Annotated in this window: 21 protein-coding genes and 1 pseudogene; 7 read left to right on the top strand and 15 right to left on the bottom strand. The window is 64.2% G+C overall.

From position 1 onward, the window contains the following. Positions 1-379 precede the first annotated feature (379 nt). On the top strand, positions 380-1,333 hold the full coding sequence (locus GQ651_RS13900) for a DMT family transporter (RefSeq protein ID WP_227258178.1): 954 nt from the start codon (positions 380-382) through the stop codon (positions 1,331-1,333). Between the two features lie 35 nt (positions 1,334-1,368). Here GQ651_RS13900 and GQ651_RS13895 read toward each other — a convergent pair whose 3' ends face one another. Then, a complete protein-coding gene (locus GQ651_RS13895; protein ID WP_160765175.1) occupies positions 1,369-2,118 on the bottom strand; it encodes a sulfite exporter TauE/SafE family protein in 750 nt (249 codons plus the stop codon). An 85-nt stretch (positions 2,119-2,203) separates the two neighbouring features. Between GQ651_RS13895 and GQ651_RS13890 the strand changes: the two genes are divergently transcribed. Further along, positions 2,204-2,884 carry a FadR/GntR family transcriptional regulator gene (locus GQ651_RS13890; RefSeq protein WP_160764826.1) on the top strand — a complete coding sequence of 227 codons (681 nt, stop codon included), beginning with the start codon at positions 2,204-2,206 and terminating at the stop codon, positions 2,882-2,884. Positions 2,885-3,115: 231 nt separating this feature from the next. On the opposite strand, the gene GQ651_RS13885 is transcribed toward GQ651_RS13890, so the two are convergent. The 11 genes and pseudogenes from GQ651_RS13885 to trbB all read right to left on the bottom strand — a co-directional run bounded on the left by GQ651_RS13885 (position 3,116) and on the right by trbB (position 12,719). Continuing rightward, the gene (locus tag GQ651_RS13885) at positions 3,116-3,364 is read right to left on the bottom strand and encodes a DUF2274 domain-containing protein (protein WP_160764825.1); all 249 of its coding nucleotides are present in this window, start codon (positions 3,362-3,364) and stop codon (positions 3,116-3,118) included. 1 nt (position 3,365) lies between these two features. Next, positions 3,366-4,502 carry a TrbI/VirB10 family protein gene (locus GQ651_RS13880; protein ID WP_160764824.1) on the bottom strand — a complete coding sequence of 379 codons (1,137 nt, stop codon included), beginning with the start codon at positions 4,500-4,502 and terminating at the stop codon, positions 3,366-3,368. Further along, positions 4,499-5,473 carry a P-type conjugative transfer protein TrbG gene (gene trbG, locus GQ651_RS13875; protein WP_160764823.1) on the bottom strand — a complete coding sequence of 325 codons (975 nt, stop codon included), beginning with the start codon at positions 5,471-5,473 and terminating at the stop codon, positions 4,499-4,501. Before trbG ends, GQ651_RS13880 begins: the two co-directional genes overlap by 4 nt. Beyond that, positions 5,470-6,159 carry a conjugal transfer protein TrbF gene (gene trbF / locus GQ651_RS13870; RefSeq protein WP_160764822.1) on the bottom strand — a complete coding sequence of 230 codons (690 nt, stop codon included), beginning with the start codon at positions 6,157-6,159 and terminating at the stop codon, positions 5,470-5,472. The genes trbG and trbF overlap by 4 nt, the downstream gene beginning before the upstream one ends. Then, a complete protein-coding gene (gene trbL / locus GQ651_RS13865; protein WP_160764821.1) occupies positions 6,156-7,505 on the bottom strand; it encodes a P-type conjugative transfer protein TrbL in 1,350 nt (449 codons plus the stop codon). Before trbL ends, trbF begins: the two co-directional genes overlap by 4 nt. Positions 7,506-7,508: 3 nt before the next feature. Beyond that, entirely contained in the window at positions 7,509-7,775 is a 267-nt protein-coding gene (gene trbK-alt / locus GQ651_RS13860) for a putative entry exclusion protein TrbK-alt (RefSeq protein WP_160764820.1), read from the bottom strand. Positions 7,776-7,789: 14 nt separating this feature from the next. Beyond that, positions 7,790-8,578 carry a P-type conjugative transfer protein TrbJ gene (trbJ, locus tag GQ651_RS13855; protein WP_160764819.1) on the bottom strand — a complete coding sequence of 263 codons (789 nt, stop codon included), beginning with the start codon at positions 8,576-8,578 and terminating at the stop codon, positions 7,790-7,792. Then, a pseudogene (gene trbE, locus GQ651_RS13850) lies at positions 8,575-11,069 on the bottom strand (conjugal transfer protein TrbE). Before trbE ends, trbJ begins: the two are co-directional and overlap by 4 nt. Before the next feature lie 10 nt (positions 11,070-11,079). Further along, positions 11,080-11,373 (bottom strand): VirB3 family type IV secretion system protein, encoded by a 294-nt coding sequence (locus tag GQ651_RS13845; RefSeq protein ID WP_160764818.1) that lies wholly within the window; start codon positions 11,371-11,373, stop codon positions 11,080-11,082. Between the two features lie 66 nt (positions 11,374-11,439). Then, a complete protein-coding gene (locus tag GQ651_RS13840) occupies positions 11,440-11,772 on the bottom strand; it encodes a TrbC/VirB2 family protein (RefSeq protein WP_050532553.1) in 333 nt (110 codons plus the stop codon). After that, a complete protein-coding gene (trbB, locus tag GQ651_RS13835) occupies positions 11,769-12,719 on the bottom strand; it encodes a P-type conjugative transfer ATPase TrbB (protein ID WP_455026324.1) in 951 nt (316 codons plus the stop codon). The genes GQ651_RS13840 and trbB overlap by 4 nt, the downstream gene beginning before the upstream one ends. A 262-nt stretch (positions 12,720-12,981) precedes the next feature. On the opposite strand from trbB, the gene GQ651_RS13830 reads away from it, so the two are divergent. The 5 genes from GQ651_RS13830 (at position 12,982) to GQ651_RS13810 (ending at position 20,970) form a co-directional block, all read left to right on the top strand. Continuing rightward, entirely contained in the window at positions 12,982-13,395 is a 414-nt protein-coding gene (locus tag GQ651_RS13830; RefSeq protein ID WP_160764816.1) for an MbcA/ParS/Xre antitoxin family protein, read from the top strand. Further along, positions 13,392-14,081 carry an RES family NAD+ phosphorylase gene (locus GQ651_RS13825; protein WP_406565468.1) on the top strand — a complete coding sequence of 230 codons (690 nt, stop codon included), beginning with the start codon at positions 13,392-13,394 and terminating at the stop codon, positions 14,079-14,081. Before GQ651_RS13830 ends, GQ651_RS13825 begins: the two co-directional genes overlap by 4 nt. Positions 14,082-14,526: 445 nt before the next feature. Next, the gene (locus GQ651_RS13820; RefSeq protein WP_160764815.1) at positions 14,527-19,416 is read left to right on the top strand and encodes a DEAD/DEAH box helicase; all 4,890 of its coding nucleotides are present in this window, start codon (positions 14,527-14,529) and stop codon (positions 19,414-19,416) included. 17 nt (positions 19,417-19,433) lie between these two features. Then, entirely contained in the window at positions 19,434-20,393 is a 960-nt protein-coding gene (locus tag GQ651_RS13815) for a hypothetical protein (protein WP_160764814.1), read from the top strand. Between the two features lies 1 nt (position 20,394). Beyond that, positions 20,395-20,970, top strand: a complete 576-nt coding sequence (locus tag GQ651_RS13810; protein WP_160764813.1) for a hypothetical protein — start codon at positions 20,395-20,397, stop codon at positions 20,968-20,970. 109 nt (positions 20,971-21,079) lie between these two features. Here the strand turns inward: GQ651_RS13810 and GQ651_RS13805 are convergent, their stop codons facing one another. Genes GQ651_RS13805 through GQ651_RS13795 form a run of 3 tightly spaced genes read right to left on the bottom strand, consistent with a single transcriptional unit; the run spans position 21,080 to position 25,059 of the window. Then, positions 21,080-21,523, bottom strand: a complete 444-nt coding sequence (locus tag GQ651_RS13805; RefSeq protein ID WP_227258177.1) for a ribbon-helix-helix protein, CopG family — start codon at positions 21,521-21,523, stop codon at positions 21,080-21,082. Further along, positions 21,507-23,495: a conjugal transfer protein TraG gene (locus tag GQ651_RS13800; protein WP_160764812.1), complete on the bottom strand. Its 1,989-nt coding sequence runs from the start codon at positions 23,493-23,495 to the stop codon at positions 21,507-21,509. The genes GQ651_RS13805 and GQ651_RS13800 overlap by 17 nt, the downstream gene beginning before the upstream one ends. Positions 23,496-23,511: 16 nt before the next feature. Further along, positions 23,512-25,059 (bottom strand): relaxase/mobilization nuclease domain-containing protein, encoded by a 1,548-nt coding sequence (locus tag GQ651_RS13795; RefSeq protein WP_455026254.1) that lies wholly within the window; start codon positions 25,057-25,059, stop codon positions 23,512-23,514. Positions 25,060-25,221: the final 162 nt, after the last annotated feature.

Below are 25,221 nucleotides of genomic sequence, written 5' to 3'. Positions count from 1 at the left end.
TTGAAATCCGTAGGACTACAGAGGACCCACTCAGGGAAACGCGTGATCGGTCGCACAACTGCAATCCGGAAGGGTGTGACGGCATCTATTCCAGAGAACAGCGATATTGGGTACAGATACCGCCGGCCTCAGGGGAAAAACAGGTGCGAAAATCTCGACCTCACTTCGGTTCCTACATGCAAGAGCACAATTCGTGACAGGTCTTTCTTATGTCTCAGAGGTACGGTTGACAGACGCACCCCGATTTATTACCCGGTCTCTGTTATCGGCGTGATGGCGTCACGGCGGTTGCACCCCTTTAATCTTTCGAATTCCGTCCTGAACGCCCGGACGTGTCTCCTGCAGTCCGCTGCCGGAGCCATCGTTGTGAGGTGATGTCATGAGCCAGGCTCTGATCTTGAACCGCGCCGCCGCGCCCGTCTGGTCGACCACGAACACCGGCATGGTCTTCATGGCCCTTGCCATGCTAGTGCTTCCGGTCGGCGATACCTTTGCCAAAATCCTGACTGGCGTCATGGGGCCCGTCGAAGTGACGATGTGGCGCTTGCTGGCCCAAGGGTTCTGCCTGCTGCCGATCGTGGTCCTGCTGCGCCACAGGCTGCGCGGCGCGATGTTTTCGCCCGTCGTCGCACTCTCCGGGCTGCTGGTCATGATCACGCTGACGAGCCTCGTGACGGCGTTCTCGGTGATGCCGATCGCAACGGCCATCGCGATCTTCTTCGCTGAGCCGCTGATCCTGACGTTGCTGGCAGGTCCGCTGCTGGGCGAGGTCGCGGGGCCGCGCCGCTACGCCGCCGTGGGCGTCGGGCTGGTGGGCGCGCTGATCGTGATCCGGCCGGGCTTTTCCGAGTTCGGTCTGGCGACGCTGCTGCCGCTCGTCGCCGCCACGGCCTATGCGCTCAACATGATCGTGTTGCGCCGTGCCTGCGCGACACGCTCTGGTCTCACGGTGCAATGCGGGGCGACGGTCTATGCCGCGCTTGGCATGGCCGGAGTCATGTGCGCTCTCAGCGCCGCCGATGTCGTCGAACTGGCTCCCCTGACCCGGCCCGCATGGACCTGGGGCGCGATCTTTGGCTGCGGGGCTTTCGCTGCAGCGAGCTTCGTGCTGATTGCCGAGGCGTTCCGCCATGCCGAGGCGACGACGCTGGCGCCGTTCCAGTATCTGGAAATCGTCGGAGCGACAGCTGCCGGGTTCCTCGTGTTCTCGGAATTCCCGGACGGGCTCACCTGGCTCGGCGTTGCGATCATCCTTGGCTCCGGCGCCTATATCGTCCACCGGGAACGTCAACGCGATGTCCGCGTCCCGCGCCGGCGACGCGGCGGGCGCTGACCCCGTGGTCGGGTGGCTGACCGCCGCCCGCGCGGTCACATCACGAAGAACGCCACCGTCATCGACGCCCCGACCAGCGTGATGAACCCACGCAGGAGGTCGGTGCGCACGATCCGGCGGCTGAGCCGGGCGCCGGCATAGCCGCCCGCCATCGCACTTGCGGCCATGACGGCGGCCTGCTCCCAGACGATCAGCCCGGCCCATACGAAGGCGGCGGCCGAAACCAGAGACAGCAAGGCAGACAGCACGTTCTTCAATCCGTTCATGCCGTGCAGGTCCACGTGCCCCAGCAGGCCGAACGTGGCCAGCAGCATGATCCCGAGGCCCCCGTTGAAACACCCGCCATAGACCGAAACGGCGAGGATCGCGATGCCGGACAGCACGGGACCGGCAACACTCGTCCCGCTGCGGCGCAGGATCTTCAGCAACATCGGTCCAGTCGCGAACAGTAAGGTCGCCAACAACAGGAGCCACGGCACGATCCAGAGGAACGTCTCGCCGGGCGTCACGATCAGCAGGAACGCCCCGAGGATACTGCCCAAGGCGGCGAGGCTCAGGATGGCCGCAAACCCCAGCGTCCCCTCGGCGCGCATGTCGCCACGGAAGCTCCATGCGCTGCTCAGGTACCCGGGCAGCGCGCTCAATGTCGCGGTCGCGTTCGCGGCGACGGGCGGCAAACCGACATAGAAGAGTGCCGGCAAACTCAGGAAGGTTCCGCCGCCCGCCACGGCATTGAGCAGGCCCGCAGCCGTCCCGGCGAGGCAGAGCAGGAGAAGGTCGGTCATCATGGCGCAAGCTCCGTTGCTGGTATGCGCCCGTCCTTGTTTCTTTCCCGAATGGTCTGCAAATTGGTCTGCAAAGGAGACATCCATGCCAAGACGATCCGTGGCGGATATCGAACCCGAACTGCGTCGGTTTCTGCGTGACCTTGCACCAGGAGAGCGGCTGCCAGCCGAACGTAATCTGGCAGAGCGGCTCACCTGCTCGCGGCAGACCCTCCGGTCGTGCCTCGCAGAGCTGGAGAAGGACGGCGAGATCTGGCGGCATGTCGGTCAGGGTACTTTTCGCGGATCGAGGCCGCGCCAGCTGCCTGTGCGCGACACGCTCTTGATCGAGGGCGCGACCCCGCCCGATGTCATGCAGGCCCGCATGCTGCTCGAGCCGATGGTCGCGGCCGAGGCCGCACTCCTCGCCGATGCCAGCAATGTGGTGCTGTTGCGCGAGAAGGTCGGCGCCGGGCGCAGAGCCCGTGACCGGGCCGCCTGCGAACAGGCGGACGACGCGTTCCACCGCGCCCTAGCGCAGATCTCCGGCAACCCGATCCTGGTCGGTTTTCTGAACTACCTATCGGGTGTGCGCCGCCGAGTCGCCTGGCAGCGGGAATGGGAACGCACCTACCGACGTATCGGAACGCAGGCGTTTCAGACCCTGCACAGCGATCAGCATGAACGCATCGTCGATGCGATCGAACAGCAGGATCCGGAAGGTGCGTCCGCGTTCATGACAGAGCACCTAGAAACCATTAGGGCGGACATGTCGGAAACTGGCTGATTGGAACGAATACGTCGGTAGGTTTACGTCTTGTAGTCGGATCTATCGGCAGCTGCTCCGCCGGTTCTATGGCAGAACGCGAAATCACGCGATCGAAACATGACCACGTGTTGAACACGGCACTTCACGAGTTATGGAAATCAATTCATAAACTCCACCATCCATCAACAGACCAACGTAAGCACTGTTCGGCTGCGCCGGCACTGTTCTTATGGGAACCGGAGCTGTGGATCATGATCCTTGCTTCGCCACCTCACGTTTCAGATGGGATCGCCGCGCCTTCGCAAAGCCGCGATCCGTCGCGATGAAGCGCTCGAGCATGGGAACCACCAGCCTTGCGGGTTCAATCGGTCCCTTTCCGGCTTCCTGGCCGAGGATTTCACCGTAAGAGATCAGGTCGCGATGCAGTTCCGCGGGGAGTTCCACGGTGAGTTTCACAGGCTTATCGTCCGGGATCGGTCCGAGTTTCAGCTTGGTCATGTCAGCCTCCGGGTGGCGCGAAGACAAGATCCCGCGTGACGATCACGCGGACCGGGAAGCCCGGGCGAATGGTGAGGGTCGGCGGGACCTCCAACTGGCGTTGAACGATGCGCTGCCCGGCCTCGTTGATCGTGTCGAGGGCCCCGTCGCGGAGGGCACGAGCGAGGCGATCTTCCTCGTCGAGGGAAAGCTCCGCGCCGACGGCGAGCAGGGTCGAAAGCCCTGCTGCACGCAGGATGCTGCCCAAATGATTGTCGACGCGGTCCTCCAGACCGGCATAGCCCGCGGCATCCGCTCCGGGCTGACGTTCGAGCACGAGGGACCGTCCATCCGGGAAGATCAGCCGGGTCCAGACCAGGAGCACGCGACGCTGGCCGACGGTCACGCTGTCGTCGTAAGCGCCGATCAGGCGGGTGCCCTGGGGTATCAGAAGCAGGCTTCCCGTGGGGCTGTCATAGACGTTCTGGGTGACCTGCGCGGTGATCTGACCGGGAAGGTCGGAGCGAATGCCGGTGATCAGCGCGGCCGGGATGACGGAGCCGGCCTGCAGGAGCCAGGGCGAGGCTGGTGGCTGGACGCGGTCGGGCGCGACGGTGCGACGGTCCGTCGGCACGGTCAGGAAGGCCTGGCGTGGATCGGTTTCCGGGGTGGCCGCCATTCCACCTCCGGGTGCCGCAGGCGGCAATTGGAACCCGTTGGACGCAGGTGTCCCGGAGCGCGTCTGGAAGAACAGGTCGCTGACACGGGCGGCCTCCAGTTCGGCAAGCCGCTGCTGCTCCGCCGGGTCCATGGTCGGGGGCGCGAGGCTTGGAGCCGCAATGGGCTGGCCGCGTTGCTGCGCGTCGAGGATGCCGCCGCCAAGGTCGCCCGGCAGGGGCGGTCCGAGCCGCGGGATCGCGTCATAGCTGCCGGGCAGATCGCGGAGACCATCGGCGGGCTGGCGGCGATCCGTGGTGATCAGCTCTTCCGGGGCCGGAGTTCGGTCCGGACGTTGCAGCCCATAGATCAGCGCGGCACCGATCCCGAGGCCGGCGACGACGCCAAGCCCGATGATCACCTTGCGCGAAATCCGCGTGACACGCGGCGGATCGGCGCGCAGGCGCATGGCGGCAGCGGTGTCGGTCGATCTCTCGCTCATGTCCCCCGCCCCGCATCGTGCCGCACCTCCGTCGCCTCGGTCTGCGGTTCGATCCGCAGGATCCGGACCACTTCCTGTCGAGGGCCACGTCCGAGACGCAGCTCGGCTGCTCCGAAGAGCCGGTCGACGATGAGAACATTGCCGTGGATGCGGGAGTTGACGATCTCCAACTCGCCATCGGCCCCGAGAACGAAGAGCGGCGGCATCTCGCCCTGGGCGATGCCGCGCGGGAAGACGACATAGACCCGGCGCCCGTCATCGAAGACCGAGACCGGTCGCCAGGGCGGGCTGTCGCCCTGCAGCCCGTAGCGGTGATTGCGCGCATGCGCGGGCGGGATCCGCGGCGTGGTCGGCGCGACGCGTGGGGCGTCGGGCGCGCGCGGATAGGCCCAGGAGATGGCAGGCATCCAGGTTTCGTCGCTGGCGTTGAGCTCGATCAGGTAGGTGCGCCGGTCGGTCGAGATCACGAGGTTCGTGCTGATATCCGGTCGTGTGGGTTTCACGAGAACGAGGACGCGGGTGTCGCGGCCCGCGCCGCTTTCGGTGTCACCGATGATCCAGCGCGCGGTGTCGCCCGCCGCAATCGGGCCGGTGCCCGCCAGGCGTTCGCCGGGTTCGAGTGCGATGGTCGTGATCTGGCCGGGGGCGGCGTAGACCTGATAGAGCGCCCCCTCGGACCAGGGATAGATCTGGATCGCGTTGAAATACCCCGCCTGCCGCGGCTCGACACGGGCGGCGGCATTGGCATTGCCGACCTGGGCGACGGGCGTCGCGGCCGCCTCCCCACCCCGGCTCGGGGTCCAGGCGGGCGGAACATGGAGCGGGCGCGGGCGGTCGTCGGGTGCGGTCACGGGGGGTGACGGCAAGGGTGGCACCGCGTCGTCATAGGCGAATTCCGGCGGACGGTCGCGGGCGCAGCCGGCCAGAAGCGTGATGGCGAGAAGCACGGGGGGCAGGATCGGTCGGGTCATTGGCTCATCTCCCGCGACCAGTTGATCGCGTTCACATAGATGCCGAGGGGGTTCGCCCGCAGGCGCTCCGCCGTGCGCGGCGGGTCGATCACGATGGTCAGGATCGCGGTCCAGCGTTCGGTGCGGGCGAGCTGGCCGCTCTCGTAGTGCCGCTCGGACCAGGCCACCCGGAAACTGTCAGGCGAGGCACGGATGACGCTCGAGACCTCGACCGAGACCTGGTCCTCGCCCACCCGCGTGAAGGGATCGTTGGCGCGGGCATGGTCGTTCAGCGCCAGCGCGCCGCGGTCGGTGGTGAACTCATAGGCGCGGAGCCAGTTCTGCCGCACAACGATCGGATCGGCAGGCAGGCCCCGGACCTCCTCGATGAAGCGGGCAAGATGCCAGGCGATCTGCGGATCGCTCGGACGATACCCGGCGCTGGCGGCCTCGACGGCGCGCGCCTCGCCATGCCGGTCGATCTCGACGACATAGGGCACCACGGTGCCGCGCGCCGATTGCCAGACCAGCGCCGTGGCGAAACCGCCCGCGAGGATCAGGCAGCCGAAGGCCATGAGGCGCCAGTTCTTCGCCTGCACCCGGGCAGAGCCGATGCGCTCGTCCCAGACCTGGGCGGCCTTCTGGTAAGGGGTCTCGGGGGCTTGGGTCTTGCCGTAATGCGCGGCGGCGCGTTTGAAGAGGCTCATGTTCGGTCACTTTCGGACAGGGAAACGGAGGCGCCGGAGCCGGGGCTGTCCCCGGCGCGCAGCGCGTGCGTGGCGGCGGAAACGCCATGGCTCATGGCCTGGCTGCGGCGCATGGACCGCGCCCAGGCCGGTGGGCTGCCTGCGGGGGCGGACAGGGCGGTCGAGGTGCCTGTCCCGCTGCCGAGCGAGGAGGCGCCGCCGGTGGCGGCAAAGCCCGCGCGGGCACCGTCGGCATGGCTTGCCTTGACGGCGTCACTGGCCGAGGCCGCGGCGCGGCGCAGGGGCGATGCGGCGGCAGACCCAGCGGCCCGGGCCACGCCACCGAGACCGGAGGCGACCCCGGCGGCCCCGGTCTGGCCCATCGATCCGAGACTGTAGGCGGTGGAGGCAGCCCCGGTGGCGGCAGCAGCGCCGCGCGTGGCGGCAGCCCCGCCCGAGGCGAGCGCCCCGGCCCCGCGGGTGCCGAGCAGGACCCCGCCACCCGCCGCGACCGCGGCGCCACCCACGGCGAGACCAGTGCCGACGGCCGCGCCTGCGCCCAGTTGCGGCCCGCCGGAGACGAGGCCCGTGGCGATGCCGGGGCCGAAGATGCCGAGACCGAGCAGCGAAAGCGCCGCCAGAACGATCGCCATGGCCTCGTCGATCGTGGGCGTCACGCCCCCGAACCCGGCGGTGAATTGGCCGAAGAGGGTCGAGCCGATCCCGATGATCACCGCCAGCACCAGCACCTTGATGCCGGAGGAGACGACATTCCCGAGCACCCGCTCGGCCATGAAGGCGGTCTTGCCGAAGAGGCCGAAGGGGATCAGCACGAAGCCCGCAAGCGTCGTCAGCTTGAACTCGATCAGCGTCACGAAGAGCTGCACGGCGAGCAGGAAGAAGGCCAGGAGCACCAACGCCCAGGCGAAGAGCAGGCAGGCGATCTGGATGAAGTTCTCGAAAAAGGCGACGAAGCCCATGAGATCGGCGGTGGATTCCAGAAGCGGCCGTCCGGCATCGAGCCCGGTCTGCGCCACCCGGCCAGGCCGCAGGAGATCGGCAGGAGAGAAGCCGGTGCCGGAAGCCAGCAGTCCCAGCCCCGCGAAACTGTCGAAGACGATGGCGGCGAGGCTGTTCCAGTTGGAGATGAGCCAGGCGAAGACGCCGACGAAGAGGGTCTTTTTCACGAGACGGGCGATGATGTCGTCATCGGCGCCCCAGGCCCAGAAGAGGGCCGCCAGTGTCACGTCGATCACGATGAGCGTGCTGGCGATAAACGCGACTTCGCCGCCCAGCAGCCCGAAACCGCTGTCGATGTAAGAGGTGAAGACCCCGAGGAAGGTGTCGATGACGCCGGTGCCGCCCATGGCTCACTCGCCCCCGGTTCGGTCGCGCCCGAGAAAGCGGTCGCGGGTTTCGGCCCAGACGGCGAGGCAGTCGGCATCGGAGGCCGCGGCCTCGCCCAGTTCCTGGCAGCGCCGCTGTTCGGCGCGCAGGGGATCGGCCTCCGGCATGAGGGGCGCCGCCGGACGCGCCACCTGCCCTTCCTCGTCCCGGCCCATCTCCACCACCGCCGCGGTGATCGCGATGGCGACGAAGACAATGGCCGCGATGCGCGCGAGGACCGATCCCTCCATGGGCCTGTCTCCCTTCAGTTGTTGAACATCCGGGCATTGCCGGGCTGGTAGCCGGCACCCGGGGTGAGGAACCGCTCGCGCTGGACCCGGCCCTGTTCGGCCGCTGCGGACCGCTCGGCCTCGACCAGCGCCGAAGCGCGGCCATTGGCGGCCACGACCGCGATCAGGTCGGCGATCTGCTGGGATTGCAGCGCCAGGAGCTGGTTGCCGGCTTGCGTGGCCTGCAGCGCACCGACCGCGGATTGGCTTTCGCCGACGAGGGCGGAGAGCTCGGCGCGCTGGCCGTCGAGATTTCCGACGACGCCCGCCTGCACGCGCAAGGCGTCCTGCAACCCGCCGACGGTGTTTTGCCAGCGGGAGCGCGCATCGGCCAGAAGCTGCGCTTCGGGCGCAGCCATGGGGATGTTGGCATAGTCCTGCTGGAAGATCTGGTCGATCTGGGCGACGTCGAAGGCGATGTTCTGCGCCTCGGACAGAAGCTGCCGCGTCCGGTCGACATTCTGCTGCAGCGCCTGCAGCGAGGAATAGGGCAGGCTCGCGAGGTTGCGCGCCTGGTTCATCAGCATCTGCGCTTCGTTCTGCAGCTGGGTGATCTGGTTGTTGATCTGCTCGAGCGCCCGGGCCGCGGAGAGGATGTTCTCGGCGTGGTTGCGCGGGTCGTAGACGATGCGCCCGCCCCCGCCGAAGAGGAAGGCCTGCACGGGTGTGGCGAAGATCGGTGAAAGACCGATGGGGGCGGCGAGAGCGAGGGCCAAGGCGGAGGCGCTGGCGAGGTGGGACAGGCGATGGGCGGCATGGGTCATGGGGTGGTCTCCTCTGCGGGTTCGGGGGCTTGGGGGATCGGTGCATCCGGAACTTCAGGCTCCGGCGCGAGATTGGTCAGCTCCGGGATCAGCTCGGCAGCCCAGCCGACCCCGCGGGCCTCGAGCCAGGCAGCGAGGAAGCCGTCGCGGCCATGTTCCGCGAGGATCTCCGAGATGAGCGCCTGGTCGGATTTGGATGAGGCGGCGCAAAGCGCGAGGCCTACCTCGGACAGGCCCAGCTCGAAGAGCCGGTTGCCGCGCCGCGACTGGCAATAGTAGTCGCGCTTGGGCGTGGCGCGGGCGAGGATCTCGATCTGCCGGTCATTGAGGCCGAAGCGGCGGTAGATCGCGGTGATCTGGGGCTCGATCGCGCGTTCGTTGGGCAGAAGCAGCCGGGTCGGGCAGCTTTCGATGATCGCGGGCGCGATGGCCGAGGCGTCGATGTCGCTCAGCGACTGGGTCGCGAAGATGACCGAGGCGTTCTTCTTGCGCAGCGTCTTCAGCCATTCACGGAGCTGGCCCGCGAAGCCCTCGTCATCGAGCGCGAGCCAACCCTCGTCGATGATCAGAAGCGTCGGTCGGCCGTCGAGCCGGTCGCCGATGCGGTGGAAGAGGTAGGCGAGGACCGCGGGTGCCGCGGCGGTGCCGACCAGCCCTTCGATCTCGAAGGCCTGGACCGAGGCGGCGCCAAGCTCTTCGGTCTCGGCATCGAGCAGCCGCCCATGGGCGCCGCCCAGGCAATAGGGGCGCAGGGCCTGTTTCAGGTCGGAGGATTGCAGCAGGACGGCGAGACCGGTGATCGTCCGTTCACCGACCGGGGCCGAGGCCAGCGAGCTCAGCGCAGACCAGAGATGCTCCTTCACCTCCGGGGTGATCATGATGCCCTCGCGGGCGAGGATCGCGCCGATCCAGCCCGCGGCCCAGCTGCGTTCGGCGGGATCGTCGATGCGGGCCAGCGGTTGGAGGGAGACCGTGGCCTCCGCGCCTTCGGTCAGTTCGCCGCCCAGATCATGCCAGTCCCCGCCCATGGCGAGGGTCGCGGCGCGGATCGAGCCCCCGAAATCGAAGGCGAAGACCTGGGCGCCCTGGTAGCGGCGGAACTGCAGCGCCATGAGCGCGAGCAGCACGGATTTGCCGGCCCCGGTGGGACCGACGACCAGCGTGTGGCCGACATCGCCCACGTGGAGCGAGAGGCGGAAGGGCGTCGCGCCCTCGGTCTTGCCGTAGATGAGCGGCGGGCCGTCGAAATGCGCATCCCGCTCCTCTCCCGCCCAGACGGCGGAGAGAGGGATCATATGGGCGAGGTTCAGGGTGGAGATCGGCGGCTGGCGGACATTAGCGTAAGCCTGCCCCGGCAGCGAGCCGAGCCAGGCATCGACGGCGTTGACCGTCTCGACCATGGCGGTGAAGTCCCGGCCCTGCACGACCTTCTCGACCAGGCGCAGTTTCTCGTCGGCGCGGCGCGGGTCCTCGTCCCAGACGATGAGGGTCGCCGTGACATAGGCCTCGCCCGCGATATCGGCACCGAGTTCCTGCAGCGCCATGTCGGCATCCGCGGCCTTGTTGGCGGCATCGGTATCGACCAGCGCCGATTGCTCGTTGGTCATCACCTCCTTCAGGATCGCGGCGATGGATTTGCGCTTGGCGAACCATTGGCGGCGGATGCGGGCGACCATCCGCGCGGCCTCCATCTTGTCCATCAGGATCGCGCGGGTCGCCCAGCGATAAGGAAAGGCCAGCCGGTTGAGATCGTCGAGGATCCCGGGCGTGGTGGCGGTCGGGAAGCCCGAGAGGGTCAGGACGCGCAGATGGGCGGTCCCCAGCCGGGGCTCGAGCCCGCCGGTCAGCGGCTGATCGGCCAGAAGCGCGTCGAGATAGGCCGGGGTTTCCGGCACGCGAACACGGTGCGGCTGCGTCGAGATCGTCGAATGCAGGTAGGTCAGCGTCTCGCTGTCATCCATCCAACGGCATTCGGGCATGATGCCGTCGAAGAGCGCCAGCACCCGGTCGGTGCGGTCGATGAACCCGCGCAGCACCTCGCCAGCATCGATGCCGGTCTTGTCGCGGCCTTCGTAGATCCAGGTCTCGGCGCGCGCGGCCTCCTCGGCGGGCGGCAGGTAGAGGAAGGTCAGAAGATAGTCCGACTGGAAATGCGCCCCCTGCTCGGCGAAGCCCGCACGTCGCTCGGCATCGACAAGCGCCGAGGCCGGATCGGAAAGCGGCTGTCGGGATAGTCCGCCGCCGCCACGCGCTGCGCCTCGACGAAGATCGCCCAGCCCGAGCCGAGGCGGCGAAAGGCGTTGTTGATGCGCCCCGCCACGGCCACGAGTTCCGCCGCGACGGCGCTGTCGAGATCGGGCCCCCGGAACCGGGCCGAGCGCTGCAGGCTGCCATCCTTGTTCAGCACCACGCCGGGCGCCACCATCGCCGCCCAGGGCAGGTAATCCGCGAGCCGCGTCCCTTTCCGGCGATATTCCGCGAGGTTCATCATGGGCGCGCCCTCAAACCTCGAGATGACCGGGAAGCCGCAGGTTCCGGCGCCCGACCTCGACGAAGAGCGGATCGCGCCGGGCGGCCCAAACCGCCACGGCGTGGCCCAGAAGGCCGATGACGATGCCCGCGATCCAGAGCTGCAGCCCGAGCCCGATGGCCCCGGCCAGCGTCCCGTTCAGGATCGCGAAGGCCCGCGGCGCACCGGCCAGAAGGATCGGCTCGGTCAGCGCCCGGTGGACGGGGACGGTGAAGCCGGGGACGTCCGCCAGCTGCTCGAAACCTGGCCATTCGCTACCGCTCATGGCGTTCCTTCTTCGCGGCTTTCCACTGGAAAGCCGCGTTCGCCTGCGGTGAACCGGTCGTCACCATCAGATCAATGCCCCGCCGCCGAAGCTGAAGAAGCTCAGGAAGAAGGAACTCGCCGCGAAGGCGATGGAGATGCCGAAGACGATCTGGATCAGGCGGCGGAAGCCCCCGGAGGTGTCGCCGAAGGCCAGCGTCAGGCCGGTGACGATGATGATGATCACCGCGATGATCTTGGCGACCGGGCCTTCGATCGACTCGAGGATCGATTGCAGCGGCGCCTCCCAGGGCATGGAGGACCCCGCCGCGCGGGCGGGTCCGGCCAGCATCAGGGTGACGGTGGCGTAGGTGACGGCATGGGCGGCCTGCGCGCGCAGCCGGTGAAGGGGTCGGGTCATGAAGGGTCTCCTGTGTCGTTGTCCATCCCGGTCGGCCGCGCCGCCGGGGAGATGCGGTAGTCGCCGTCCGGTCCCAGCCCCTCGACGCAGGCGAGCTCGGCGAGATGCCGATTGGCCCCGCGCCCAGAGAGGACGGCGATGAGATCGATGGTCTCGGCGATGAGGGCGCGCGGCACGGTCACCACCGCCTCCTGGATGAGCTGCTCCATCCGGCGCAGGGCGCCGAGGGCCGAGCCCGCATGGATCGTGCCGATCCCGCCGGGATGCCCGGTGCCCCAGGCCTTCAACAGGTCCAGCGCCTCGGCCCCGCGCACCTCGCCGATGGGAATGCGGTCGGGACGCAGGCGGAGCGAGGAGCGGACGAGATCGGAGAGCGAGGCGACGCCGTCCTTGGTGCGCAAAGCGACGAGGTTCGGTGCTGTGCATTGCAGCTCGCGCGTGTCCTCGATGATCACGACGCGGTCCGACGATCCGGCCACTTCCGCCAGGAGCGCATTGGTCAGCGTCGTCTTGCCGGTGGAGGTGCCGCCCGCCACGAGGATATTGGCCCGCGTGGCGACACCGTCGCGCAAGAGTTCAGCCTGGGTCTCAGTCATGATCCCGGAGGCGACGTAATCAGTGAGGGTGAAGACCGCGACGGCGGGCTTGCGGATCGCGAAACAGGGCGCGATGACCACGGGCGGGAGGAGCCCCTCGAAGCGTTCCCCGGTCTCGGGCAGTTCGGCCGAGACGCGCGGGCGCGCGGCATGGACCTCGGCCCCGACGTGATGGGCGACGAGCCGCACGATCCGCTCGCCATCGGCGGGCGACAGCGTGGCGCCGGTATCGGAGAGCCCCTCGGACAGCCGGTCGATCCAGAGCCGCCCGTCGGGATTGAGCATGACCTCGACGGTCATCGGGTCTTCCAGAAACCCGGCGATGGCGGGCCCGAGCGCCGTGCGCAGCATCCGCGCGCCGCGGGCCATCGCTTCCGGTTTCCGAATTGCCTCTGCCATGCTGTCCCCGTTCCGTGATCGGCCACCGACGGGCGGCCCTGGATCGGGTCCATCAAGAAAACCGGAAACCGGCCGCGCTCAACAGGTCTTCAAGGGGCGTAGCGCCATAGCGTGCAAAGACAGGGATATGGGCGGGAGGCGATCAAACCGGCACCGTACGGCCCGTCTTGCCTTTTGGCACATATTATCTATATTGATGCCAAAGGAGAATGCCATGCAGTTCGCCACGATCCAGCCCGTCACCGCCCGCACAGATCTTCCCGTCATCACCGACGAGGAGGCGGCGGCGCTGGCACGCACAACGGTCAACCTGTTCCGGGCCTGGGAGCTGACGGATGCGGAAGCCCGGACGTTGCTGGGCGACATGGCGCAGCGCACCTGGGCGCGCTGGAAGACCGGCGATATCGGCCGGATCGACCGCGACCTGCGCGCGCGCATGGCGATCCTGATGGGGATCCACAAGGCGCTCCGCTATCTCTTCGCCGACCCTGCCCGGGGCTATGCGTGGATCCGCAAGCCGAACGCCGCTTTCGCGGGCCGAAGTGCACTGGACGTCATGCTCCGGGGCGAGATCACCGATCTGATCGACCTGCGCGCCTATCTCGATGCCGAACGGGGTGCCTGGTGAATGTGCCTGTCCGCCGCGTGACTTGGCCGCGGACGGTCCGCATCATCCGCTCGATCCACCCGCCCATCGACCTCTTCGAGGACATCGCCGATCCAGCCGACTGGGAGGCGCTGGCCTCGGCCGAGGCCAAGTTCAACCCGCGCATCCGCGAGAGCATCGGCGATCTCTCCAAGGTGCCGGCGTCCCGCCGCGTGACCGGGCCCGGCGCAAGCTGGGTCATGGCGCCCTTCGTGCATTGCTCGCCGCTCAGGCCCGGACGGTTCTCGGATGGCAGCTTCGGCCTCTATTATGCGGGCGACCGCACCGAGGTGGCGATCGCCGAGACCGTCCATCACCACGCCCGCTTCATGCGCGCCACGGACGAGGCGCCGGGCTGGACCTCGCAGTTCCGCGAGCTGATCGGATCGATCGACGCCGATCTCGACGATGCCACGGGCCGCACAGATCTTCTGGACCCGGAGGACTACCGCGCGTCCCAGGTCTTCGGGGCCGAGCGACGCGCGGCCGGATCGAAGGGCATCACCTGGCCCAGCGTCCGCTTTCCCGAGGGCCAATGCATCGCCGTCTTCTGGCCCGACGTGATCCCGATCCCGAAACAAGGGGCTCATTTCGCGTACCACTGGGATGGGGAGCGCGTCGACTACGTCAAGCGCCTGGACGATGGGGAGGTGTGGGAAGTGCGATGACTGGCTTCGGGCATGCCACAGGGGAGTCCTTTACCGTTCAACGTCACCGTTGCTGGGCCTCCTCCAAAACCTTGGCATTTCCAAGGAACCTGCCCAAACCGTTTCTGTGGGGGGGGGGGGGAGCACCCTACCTAGTGTTGCCGGAAAACGATATCTTGACAGTGGTAGCCGAGGCAGGCCGACTGGTTGATCGACTCGAACGGCCGCAGACTTTCTTGGCGAAAAACAAGAACGGCAAATGGAAGGTGGATGGTGCTGAGTTCGTTCAGATCGTGAGAGCTATTGCCTGCGATGTCCGAGCGGTTCTTGACGACTTTGCACGTGCTAAGCTGGGTGCCTGATGCAATCACTGGTGGATTGAATTCGTTGAAACCGCTAGAAAATCAACAACAACAGGTAAGACGACTCGTCACTGAATAAGGCGAGACTTGGGGGTTTTGAGCAGATGCAGCTTCAAGAATTGTTGAACGCTTATCGTGAGTCTTCGCGGAGCGAGCGCGAGAAGGGCGATTATTTCGAACGGTTGGTTCGCGTCTTCCTTGAAAACGACGATACACAGAAGCAATACTACTCCGAGGTGGTGCCGTTTGCCGATTGGGCGAAAGCACAGGGATGGAGCAAAACGGACACCGGGATTGATTTGGTTGCCAAGCTCGCGGATGGATCAGGCTACGCGGCCATCCAGTGCAAGTTTTATGCGCCGAACCACAGCATCCAGAAACCCGACATCGACAGCTTCATCTCGGCAGCGTCAAACGATCTCTTCACACGCCTTATCATCGCCGACACGACCCGCAAGGAGTTCGGCAGGAACGCCAGCGAAACCCTCGACAAGCTATCGAAGGATTGGAACCGGATCGGGATCAACGAGCTTGAGGCCAGCCGGATCGACTGGTCGCAGTTTATCCGCACGGGTACGATTAGCCTTGCCCCAAAGAAGCAGCTCCGTGACCACCAGCGCGACGCGCTGAACGAAGTCATGGATGGCTTGGTCGAAGCGGATCGTGGCAAGTTGATCATGGCTTGCGGCACCGGGAAAACCTTCACCGGGCTGCGGATCGCCGAAACCATGGCGGGCAAAGGCAAGCGCGTGCTTTTCATGGTGCCCTCGCTTGCCCTCATGTCGCAGACGGTCCGCGAGTGGAAGAACGACTGCCAGGAAGATTTCACAGCATTCTCGGCCTGTTCTGACACCAAGGTAGGGCGCAACGCTGACGCCGATAGCCTCGATCTGAACGTGCATGATCTGGCCTTCCCTGCCACGACCGACCCAGAGCGGCTCGCGCGTCAGGTCAATTATGCCGCCGCAGATAAGATGACAGTCGTCTTTTCGACCTACCATTCGATTGACGTGCTGACCCGGGCGCAGAAGCAATATGGGCTGCCCGAGTTCGATCTGGTTATCTGTGACGAGGCGCACCGCACTACTGGCGTCACGCTTAAGGACGAGGACGACAGCAACTTCGTCCGTATCCACAGCAACGATCATGTGGCTGCTAATAAACGGCTTTACATGACCGCTACGCCCCGCATTTTCGGGGATGCAGCCAAGCGCAAGGCCGACGACCACGATGCCGAGCTTGCGTCGATGGATGATGAGAGCAAGTTCGGCAAAGACCTGTTCCATCGTGGGTTCGGCTGGGCCGTCGAGAACGATCTGCTGACCGATTACAAGGTGGTCGTGCTGGCCGTGGATGAAGGGCTGATCTCGACCACGATCCAAAACCGCCTCAAGGACGGCGCTGAGCTGACCCTTGACGACGCCACCAAAATTATCGGCTGCTATAAGGCCTTAACCAAATCCGACCTCGCCGCCGATCTGGAATTCGATCCGCGCCCCATGCGCCGCGCTCTGGCCTTCTGCCAGAGCATCGCCAAATCCAAGATCATCGAGGACGAGTTCGCTCAGGTGGTAGACGAATACACCGGAAATGAGCTGATCGACGATGCCCGCCACCTCTCCACCGAAGTCCGCCACATCGACGGCAGCTTCAACGCCAGTGCCCGCGAGGAAATGCTGAACTGGCTCAAGGCCGATGCGGGGGATGATACCTGCCGCATCCTGACCAATGCCAAGGTGTTATCCGAGGGCGTGGACGTGCCCGCACTTGACGCCATCATGTTTATGCACCCGCGCAAGAGCCAGATCGACGTGGTGCAATCCGTGGGCCGCGTGATGCGCCGCGCCGAAGGCAAGAAACTCGGCTATGTCATCCTGCCCGTGGCCATCCCGCCGAACACCAAGCCGGAAGAGGCCCTGAACGATAACGAGCGCTACAAGGTCGTCTGGCAAATCCTCAACGCCCTGCGTGCCCACGATGAGCGCCTTGATGCCCGCATCAACCAGGCCAAGATCGGCGAGGATATCAGCGACAAGGTGGAACTGGTCCGCATTTCCTCGGAATCCGAGCTGCGCGAACTGACCGCCGTGGTCGATGACTTCACCACCACCAAGACCAAAGCCGCCAAGGCAAGCGCCGGGATCGGCAGCGATGCGCCTGAGCGCCGCACATCCGATCCCGAAGTCCAATCCGAAATGGTCTTCGACGAATTCACCCGCGCTATCATGGCCAAGATCGTCGAGAAATGCGGCACCCGCGAATATTGGGATACCTGGGCCAAGGACATCGCCAAGATCGCCCAGACCCACATCACGCGCATCACCACCATCGTCGCGAAGGACGGGCCGGAACGCACCGCCTTCCTCGCCTTCCTTGAGGAACTGCATGACGACCTGAACCCCGAGATTTCCGAGGCTGAGGCGATCGAAATGCTGGCCCAGCACCTCATCACCAAGCCGGTCTTTGACGCGCTCTTCAAAGGCAGCCGCTTCACCAAGGAAAACCCCGTCTCCCGCGCGATGGAAATCGTGCTGGGTCAGCTTCATGAGCACAATCTGGAAAAGGAATCCGACAGTCTCGCCAAGTTCTACGCCAGCGTTGAACGGCGCGCGGCGGATGTGAAAACCGCGCAGGGCCGCCAGACGCTCATCACCGAGCTTTATGACAAGTTCTTCCGAACGGCCTTCCCCGTGCTGACCGCACGGCTTGGCATCGTCTATACGCCGGTCGAAGTGGTGGATTTCATCATCCACTCGGTCAACGACGTGCTGAAATCGCAGTTCGGCCAGACGCTGGGATCGAAGGGCGTGCATATCCTTGACCCCTTCACCGGCACCGGCACTTTCATCACGCGGCTCCTGCAATCGGGCCTGATCGCGCAAGACGAGCTGGAGCACAAATACAAGCACGAGATCCACGCCAACGAGATCGTGCTCTTGGCCTACTACATCGCCGCCGTGAACATCGAGACGGTCTATCACGAACTGGCCTATGGCTCGCTCTCGGCCAACGCGCCCTATGACCCGTTCGAGGGCATCCTGCTGACCGATACCTTCCAGATGTACGAGCAGGAACGGGACATGGTCGCCAACCTTCTGCCCGACAACTCGGAACGCCGGACCAAACAAAAGGCGCTGGATATCCGCGTGATCATCGGGAATCCGCCCTATTCTTCGGGGCAGACCAGTGCGAACGACAACGCGGCGAACATCGCCTACCCTCAACTGGACACGAAAATCCGCGACACCTATGCGGCGCATTCAACGGCGACACTGAAGAACTCGCTCTATGACAGCTACATCCGCGCCTTCCGTTGGGCGAGCGACAGGATCGGCAATGCGGGTGTCATGGCTGTTGTGACTAATGCAGGCTGGATCGACGGGAATGCCGCAGATGGGATGCGCAAATGCCTCGCGGAGGAGTTCAGTGATCTATACGTGTTCCACCTCCGTGGCAATCAACGCACCTCCGGTGAGACCTCACGGAAGGAAGGTGGTAAGATATTTGGCTCAGGGAGTCGCGCCCCAATTGCGATTTCTGTTCTCGTCAAAAATCCAGACGCCAAAGAACACGGGCGTATCCGTTTTCACGATATTGGCGACTATCTAGATCAGAAGCAGAAGCTAGCGGTAATTCGGAACTTTGGCTCAGTTAACGGTATTTCGAACGCCAAAGGCTGGAAGAGCATCACGCCAGATAAAAATAATGATTGGCTGGATCAGATTGATCGTAGTTTCGAGAAGTTTCCAGAGCTTGGCACAAAAGATAAATCAGCCAAAGCTACTGATGTAATTTTTTCTGGGTATTTCAATGGAATAAAGACCGGACGAGACGTGTGGTGCTTCAACTCATCTCCCTCTAAGGCCATTGCAAACGCAGAGCGCATGATAGATTTCTATAACTCTGAAAGAGAACGATATGCCTCAGAGGGTGATGGGAACGATGTAGTCAAATTTATTGATAGCGATCCCAAGAAAATCAGTTGGAATCGTATTGCCCGTCAAAAGCTAGCTCGCAACGTTGTATTGAAAAAGGCGGACGTAGTCACTCGATTGAGCATCTATCGCCCATTTTTTAAACAGGAACTTAGCATTCTGCCGGAAATCAGTGACTTGGTGACGTTGCTAAGGAATGCTTTTCCCTCACAAAGTACTGACAACAAAGTCATGATTATTCCTGGCAATGGTGCAGCAGCAGAGTTTTCACCGTTGTTAGTGAACATCCCTGTTTCGCTACAGCCCTACCACAATACACAGTGCTTCCCCCTCTACCTCTACGAACAAACCCAACCCGATGACGGCCTCTTCGCCGCCTCGGGCGATCAGGCGGGCGGCCTCGCCCGCCGCGATGCGATCACCGACGAAGGGCTCGCGCATTTCCAAGCCGCCTATCCGGGGGAAGAAATCAGCAAGGAAGACCTGTTCTACTACATCTACGGCCTGCTACATTCGCCCGACTACCGCGAACGCTTCGCCAACAACCTCGCCAAGCAACTCCCTCGCATCCCGGCGGTCAAGACCTTCGCCGACTTCGCCGCCTTTCGCGATGCGGGCCGCGCGCTCGGCGATCTGCATGTGAACTTTGAAACCGTCGCGCCCTACATGGTTACGTTCAAGGAAGGCGACCACCGCCTGATCCCCGAGGCCGAGGCCAACCCCAAGAAGTTCTACCGCGTCAAGAAGATGAAGTTCGGTGGCAAGGGCAAGGAAAAGGACCGCACCACGGTCATCTACAACGAAAACATCATCATGCAGAACATTCCGCTGGAGGCCTATGACTACGTGGTCAACGGCAAACCCGCGTTGGAATGGGTGATGGAACGGCAGGTCGTCAAAACAGACAAGGCCAGCGGCATTGTCAACGACGCCAATGACTACGCCAATGAAACCGTAGGCGACCCGCGCTACCCGATGGAGCTGTTCCAGCGTGTGATCACGGTGAGCCTTGAGACGATGCGAATTGTAAACAGCCTGCCGGGGCTGGAGATTGATTAAAATATTGAGGAGCACTCATGGCACTGCCATCTAACCACCGCTGGATCGCCGTCGGCAAGCTGGCGCTTCGCAACCGGAAGAAAGCGCCGCACTACGCACCGGAGTTCGTGGTTCAAGACCTAATCGACGCCCTGGCGGACCGCATTGCGCGGAACGAAATCCATAGGAATTATGGCAAGGACAGCCGTCTGATGTGGTGCGCTGACATAGCCGATGATGATCAGTTTCACCGGCTTATCCTTCAAGCCGGGGACAAGAACGTAACGGGAATGTCGTTCCTTCACTTCCAAGACTTGACGACACGCGACATTGAGAAGGAGGAGGAAGAAGGCAGCCACTACGCCTCGCATATTCTCATCAGGAAGACCCCCGATGCCATTGGTCGTTACTTGATCCTTGTCGAAAAGGTTCCGGGTATCTACCTATCCTCCATCAAGGATCACTTCACCTGGGCCTGCAATGACGCAAACTACCAGAAGGTGGCCGATGACGATGATGGCCAGCCCAAGGCGTTCCGGCCTTACTTCGAGATTTTGGGACATCAGTCGAAGACGATCCGCGAAGCACTCCGCACGGGTGTCCTTCAAGACATCGAATTGGTCGGTCACGACGAAAACCACGAAGATGGCTTGGATGAAGATCCGATAGTGCAAGAGGTCATCCACGAGGCACGTTTCGAAGTTAAGCGCAAAGTGTCAGAAGATCAGGCGCGGTCGGTTTTTCAGAGGGCGAAGGACTTCGTCAAAGACTTTCGCGGTGGAGCAGACGACACGCAGATGTTCGTGAGGATCAAGGCGGCGAACGGCCAGATCAAACGCACCGAAGTGAACTACGATGGCGACGAGATACTCGAGCAGGCGTTCGTCCAGAACGAGATCGTCACGGACTTCGATCCGCCGCTCACGCAGAGGTATGAGGCTTTTCGCAACGATATGATCGAGAAGATGCTAGAAGTCGCCGACAACGTGGGCGATTGAGATGGCACTTCGGAAGCATACCAAGGTGTTTACAGTATTCTCGTTCCTCAGGCTGAGGAGCGCAGACATTTTCTGGTATCAGTGGATTTATCCTACTGCCCTTTTTGTGGCCGTGTTCTTTGGTTTTCACTGGGTCGGACGGGTGTGGCTCAACTATGACTCCGCGAAGCTGATCGCTGACATTAATTCTCTCATGGGCATCCTCGTGGGATTTTACATCGCAGCGCTGGCCGCCGTCTCGAGCTTCACAAACGAGAATCTGGATCAGGTGATGAAAGGACGAGCGCCAACACTGACGACCGTTCGACAAGGTCATGAGGTCAAGGAGACGCTGACCCGCAGGCGGTTCCTGTCAGTCTTGTTCGGATACTGCGCGATGCTTTCGATCTTGGTCTACATTTTCGGCGTCCTGTCGGTTCATGTAAGTTTGGAGGTAGGCAGCGCCGGTTGGATCGAAGACTTGGTATTCATCTTGGCGGCAGTTGGGTGGGCCGCTTACACTTGGATGGTTTCTAGCCTTTTGATCGTGACGCTTTTGGGCCTGCATTACCTTGTGGAAAGGATGCACCGTGCATGAGGTCCTGTCTCTTTGTGAGGCGGAAAGTGTGTTGTGCCGGTCTCTACGGCAAACATCTCGGGAACGTAAAGCTGGACGGACACCAGGTGATGAGTCTGCGAAACCTCTGTTAGTCTCCGTCTAGCATTGGCCTATCCCCCACCACCTCATCCGTGAACCAACGGCCCTTCTGCACCCGCTTGCCCAGCGTCTCGACGAAGCCATCAAACCGCTCGCGGCCCTTGGCCTGCGCCGCGGCTTGCCGCTCCGGCGCGATCGGCGGGGTGATGGTGAGCCAGAAGCGTACGAAGAGCGCGAGCGTCTCGGTCGTGATCCGCTGGTCGCGTTCCAGCCGCGCGACCTGGCGGGAGAGGCGGTCGAGGCGGCGCGTCAAGGCGGCCTCCTGCATGTCGGCGTGATCGGGCGAGAGGAAGGATTCGACCGCCGCCTCGACGATTGCCGATCGGGTCACGCGTTTCCGGTCGGCGATATCCTTGATCCGCCCGATTAACTCGGCGGGCAGGGACAGGTTGATACGGTCGCGCATGGATTCGCCCTCAGAGATCGATGCCATCATTGCGGTCCATCGTGGCCTGCCGGGCCACCTGCCCCATCTGCTTACGCAGGCCCTGCCGTTGCCGTGCAGCCTCTTCTGGTTCGTCGTCGAGCATCATCTCGAACTCGCGCGCTGGTTCTTTCGTCTTTTCCGGGGCTGCGGCCACATGCTCAGGCAAGTCAGGTTCCCGGCGCAAACCCGCGTTCGCCTCATCGGCATTGGTCGAGGGCACCGACATGCCCATCGGTGTATCGGCTTCGATGGCCGGGAGCGATGACCATGGATCATCCTGCAGGACCGGATCTCCTTTCCGCGGTTCTGGCGGCGGCACCACACGATCAACGAACCGCTTGTCCTCGAAATACCGCGCCTTCTTGGCTCGGATCGGCGGGGAGCCTGCGACCATGACGATCTCATCGTCGGGCGGCAGCTGCATGATCTCGCCCGGCGTCAGCAGCTGGCGCGCGGTCTCGGAGCGCGAGACCATGAGGTGACCCAGCCAGGGCGCCAGCCGGTGCCCGGCATAGTTCCTCATCGCCTTCATCTCGGTTGCCGTGCCGAGCGCATCCGAGACACGCTTGGCGGTGCGCTCGTCATTGGTCGCGAAGCTCACCCGGACGTGGCAATTGTCTAGGATGGCGTTGTTCTGGCCATAGGCCTTCTCGATTTGGTTGAGCGACTGAGCGATCAGGAAGCTCTTGATCCCGTAGCCCGCCATGAAGGCCAGTGCGCTTTCAAAGAAGTCGAGCCGCCCGAGCGCGGGGAATTCGTCGAGCATCATTAGCACGCGATGACGACGGCGCGTGTCCTTCAAATCCTCGGTCAGACGTCGACCGATCTGGTTCAGCACAAGCCGGATCAGCGGCTTGGTGCGGGAGATGTCCGAGGGCGGCACGACGAGGTAGAGGGTCGTCGGCTGGTCCGCGCCTATGAGATCGTCGATCCGCCAGTCGCAGCGCCGGGTCACATGTGCGACTACGGGATCGCGGTAGAGGCCAAGGAAGGACATGGCCGTCGACAGAACGCCCGAGCGTTCGTTGTCGGACTTGTTCAGAAGCTCCCGCGCGGTCGAGGCAATGACCGGATGCGGGCCGGCGTCTCCCAGATGACGCGCCGCCATCATCGCTTCGAGGGTCTGCTCGATCGGACGGCGCGGATCGGACAGGAATGCGGCAACGCCGGCCAGGGTCTTGTCGGGTTCGGCGTAGAGCACATGCAGGATCGCGCCGACCAGCAGCGAGTGCGAGGTCTTTTCCCAATGGTTGCGCTTCTCCAGCGAGCCTTCCGGGTCAACGAGAACATCGGCCACGTTCTGGACATCACGCACCTCCCACTCACCGCGGCGGACCTCGAGCAAGGGGTTGTAGGCGGCAGAGATCATGCTGGTCGGATCGAAGCGCAGCACCCGGCCATACCGCGCACGGAAACCGGCCGTCAGGTCCCAGTTCTCGCCCTTGATATCGTGCACGATGGCCGAGCCTGGCCAGGTCAGAAGCGACGGGACCACGAGACCCACACCCTTGCCCGACCGGGTGGGCGCAAAGCAGAGGACATGCTCCGGCCCGTCATGGCGCAAGTAATCGTGATCCAGCTTGCCGAGCACAACGCCATCGGACCCCAGCAGCCCGGCGGCCTCGACCTCGGTCCGGTTCGCCCAGCGGGCAGACCCATAGGTATCGACGTCGGCGGTTTCGCGCGCCCGGATCACGGACATGGTGATGGCAACGGCGATGGAGATGACTCCGCCCGAGGCCGCGATCGCGCCGCCCTCCCAGAACACCGTGCGCGCATAGGCATCGTAGAAGTACCACCACCAGAAGAAGGCGGGCGGCGGGTAGATCGGCATGCCGAAGGCCTCGAACCACGGGGGGCCCAACTGCGCCTGAAACCCCAGCCGCCAGGCCACCCATTGCGTCGCGCCCCAGGTCGTCGTGAACACGATCAGGAAGACGGCGAGGATCTGGCCCCAGAGGATTTTCGTAGCAGTCATGGTCAGTGTCCTTTCGTCAGATGCCGAGCCCGCGCTTGCGCCCGAGGCTCCAGTCGATCCCACCGCCGCCGCGCGCGATCCCGGTGATGTGCTGGCCAAGGCGGGGCTCGATCTCGCGAGACCAGGGGACGAGCTGGAAACTGCGCCTGCCGTCGGGGCCGACGCCCTCGATCATCGCGTAGCGGCCGGAGGACAGACGGAGCTGCCGGGTGTAAGTGCCGGACACATGCTCACCGGGTTTCGCCGGGCGATGTTGGAGACCGGTTTCGGCCTCGAGCGTTTGGCCAACGACGTCAAGTTCGCGCGACCGCAGGGTCGCGAGGAGATTGCGCTGGAGGATAATCCGCTGTCCCTGCCTTTGGGCCAGCCCCTCGTCTGCGAGGTGTTCGGCGCGGGCATTGAGCGCGTCTCGGACCTCCGCCCCGAACCCGCCCATCGCAAGCGGCATGCGGGAACGTTCGACCAGACGGTGATCGAGCCAGGTCGCGCCGGACGCGGTGATCTGGCCCTGCAGGTCGAGATCGTAGCGGTTTGCCAGGACAAGCGTCGGGCGCGGATCGTCCGAACCGCCGAAGCGGCGGACCTCGACGATGCCACCGGGAGCAGGTGCCTGGTCGAAGGCCTCCAGACCGCGGAAGCGGACATGATGCGCGCGCCCATCCGTCCCGTCGATCACCGCATAGGCGGTGCCGGTCTGTTCGTCATGCAAACCGGTCTCGACCAGCTGCCCGACGATCGGGTCCCCTGGCCTACCCGCGTCGATGGCGAAGTCGGAGAAGCCGCGGTCCTGCCCCCGCTCGGCGAAGGCGCGGTGCATCGTCTTGATGATGTCGCCGCGCTCGCCCAGATCGCGGAGCGTGGCCTCCGCCTCGAGCCCGAGCATCCATTCGCCGGAGCGACCTTCCGACGCGAGACCGAGTTTCCGAAGGTGCTGCAAGCGGCCGATCATCAACCGGCGGATTTGCGGGTCCGCGGGTCCGGGTGCTGAAGGGCGCAGGTCGAGCAGACCGAGATCGTCGGCGTGATAGAGCAACTCCCGGTCGAGGCGGGTCCAGCGTTCCGCCGTGACTTCCCGTTCGAGCGCGTGCCGGATTTCGTGCTCCGGCTTTGGGCCAAGCTCGAGCGCAACGAGCTCCTCCGCGCGGGACCGCAGCCCGCTGCTGATGTAGTCCCGCGCGATGACGAGATCGCCGCCACGATCATCCACGCCACGGACGATCAGATGCACATGCGGATTGTCGGTGTTCCAGTGATCGACGGCGACCCAGTCGAGCCGCGTGCCGAGATCGGCCTCCATCCGGCGCGCGAGATCGCGGGTGAACCCGCGCAGGTCCTCCATCTCTGCGGCATCCTCTGGCGAGATGATGAAGCGGAAATGGTGCCGGTCGTCCTCGCATCTTGCCGCGAAGTCGGAACCGTCCAGACCGTCGGTCTGGGCATCGAAGAGCAGGCCCTTCTCCCCATCCTTGCCGACGCCGTCGCGGCGCAGATAGGCGAGATTGGTCGAGAGCGGAGCCGCACGATAGGCCCGGCCCTTGTGACGGGCAATGCGGGCAGCGACCATGACCCGGCGCGATGACGAGAATAGCCGCGATCTGCCAAATCGGTTTTGTCCGCGCCCGAAGTTGGAATGGCTTCGCTGTTTGCCGCTTGGCCGCGTCGAAACGTGGCCTGCCTTATTGGCAGCACGCAGCACCTGATCAACGAAGGCTTTCGGACGCGGGGC

This window comes from Kangsaoukella pontilimi, from assembly GCF_009830125.1.
Classification (GTDB): Bacteria; Pseudomonadota; Alphaproteobacteria; order Rhodobacterales; family Rhodobacteraceae; genus Kangsaoukella; species Kangsaoukella pontilimi.
This window is presented reverse-complemented; position numbering and strand designations above follow the sequence as displayed.

Coding starts and splice junctions, on each gene's coding strand:
- GQ651_RS13900 (WP_227258178.1), top strand. CDS start 380: ATGAGCCAGGCTCTGATCTTGAACCGCGCCGCCGCGCCCGTCTGGTCG.
- GQ651_RS13895 (WP_160765175.1), bottom strand. CDS start 2,118: ATGACCGACCTTCTCCTGCTCTGCCTCGCCGGGACGGCTGCGGGCCTG.
- GQ651_RS13890 (WP_160764826.1), top strand. CDS start 2,204: ATGCCAAGACGATCCGTGGCGGATATCGAACCCGAACTGCGTCGGTTT.
- GQ651_RS13885 (WP_160764825.1), bottom strand. CDS start 3,364: ATGACCAAGCTGAAACTCGGACCGATCCCGGACGATAAGCCTGTGAAA.
- GQ651_RS13880 (WP_160764824.1), bottom strand. CDS start 4,502: ATGAGCGAGAGATCGACCGACACCGCTGCCGCCATGCGCCTGCGCGCC.
- trbG (WP_160764823.1), bottom strand. CDS start 5,473: ATGACCCGACCGATCCTGCCCCCCGTGCTTCTCGCCATCACGCTTCTG.
- trbF (WP_160764822.1), bottom strand. CDS start 6,159: ATGAGCCTCTTCAAACGCGCCGCCGCGCATTACGGCAAGACCCAAGCC.
- trbL (WP_160764821.1), bottom strand. CDS start 7,505: ATGGGCGGCACCGGCGTCATCGACACCTTCCTCGGGGTCTTCACCTCT.
- trbK-alt (WP_160764820.1), bottom strand. CDS start 7,775: ATGGAGGGATCGGTCCTCGCGCGCATCGCGGCCATTGTCTTCGTCGCC.
- trbJ (WP_160764819.1), bottom strand. CDS start 8,578: ATGACCCATGCCGCCCATCGCCTGTCCCACCTCGCCAGCGCCTCCGCC.
- GQ651_RS13845 (WP_160764818.1), bottom strand. CDS start 11,373: ATGAGCGGTAGCGAATGGCCAGGTTTCGAGCAGCTGGCGGACGTCCCC.
- GQ651_RS13840 (WP_050532553.1), bottom strand. CDS start 11,772: ATGACCCGACCCCTTCACCGGCTGCGCGCGCAGGCCGCCCATGCCGTC.
- trbB (WP_455026324.1), bottom strand. CDS start 12,719: ATGCTGCGCACGGCGCTCGGGCCCGCCATCGCCGGGTTTCTGGAAGAC.
- GQ651_RS13830 (WP_160764816.1), top strand. CDS start 12,982: ATGCAGTTCGCCACGATCCAGCCCGTCACCGCCCGCACAGATCTTCCC.
- GQ651_RS13820 (WP_160764815.1), top strand. CDS start 14,527: ATGCAGCTTCAAGAATTGTTGAACGCTTATCGTGAGTCTTCGCGGAGC.
- GQ651_RS13815 (WP_160764814.1), top strand. CDS start 19,434: ATGGCACTGCCATCTAACCACCGCTGGATCGCCGTCGGCAAGCTGGCG.
- GQ651_RS13810 (WP_160764813.1), top strand. CDS start 20,395: ATGGCACTTCGGAAGCATACCAAGGTGTTTACAGTATTCTCGTTCCTC.
- GQ651_RS13805 (WP_227258177.1), bottom strand. CDS start 21,523: ATGGCATCGATCTCTGAGGGCGAATCCATGCGCGACCGTATCAACCTG.
- GQ651_RS13800 (WP_160764812.1), bottom strand. CDS start 23,495: ATGACTGCTACGAAAATCCTCTGGGGCCAGATCCTCGCCGTCTTCCTG.
- GQ651_RS13795 (WP_455026254.1), bottom strand. CDS start 25,059: ATGGTCGCTGCCCGCATTGCCCGTCACAAGGGCCGGGCCTATCGTGCG.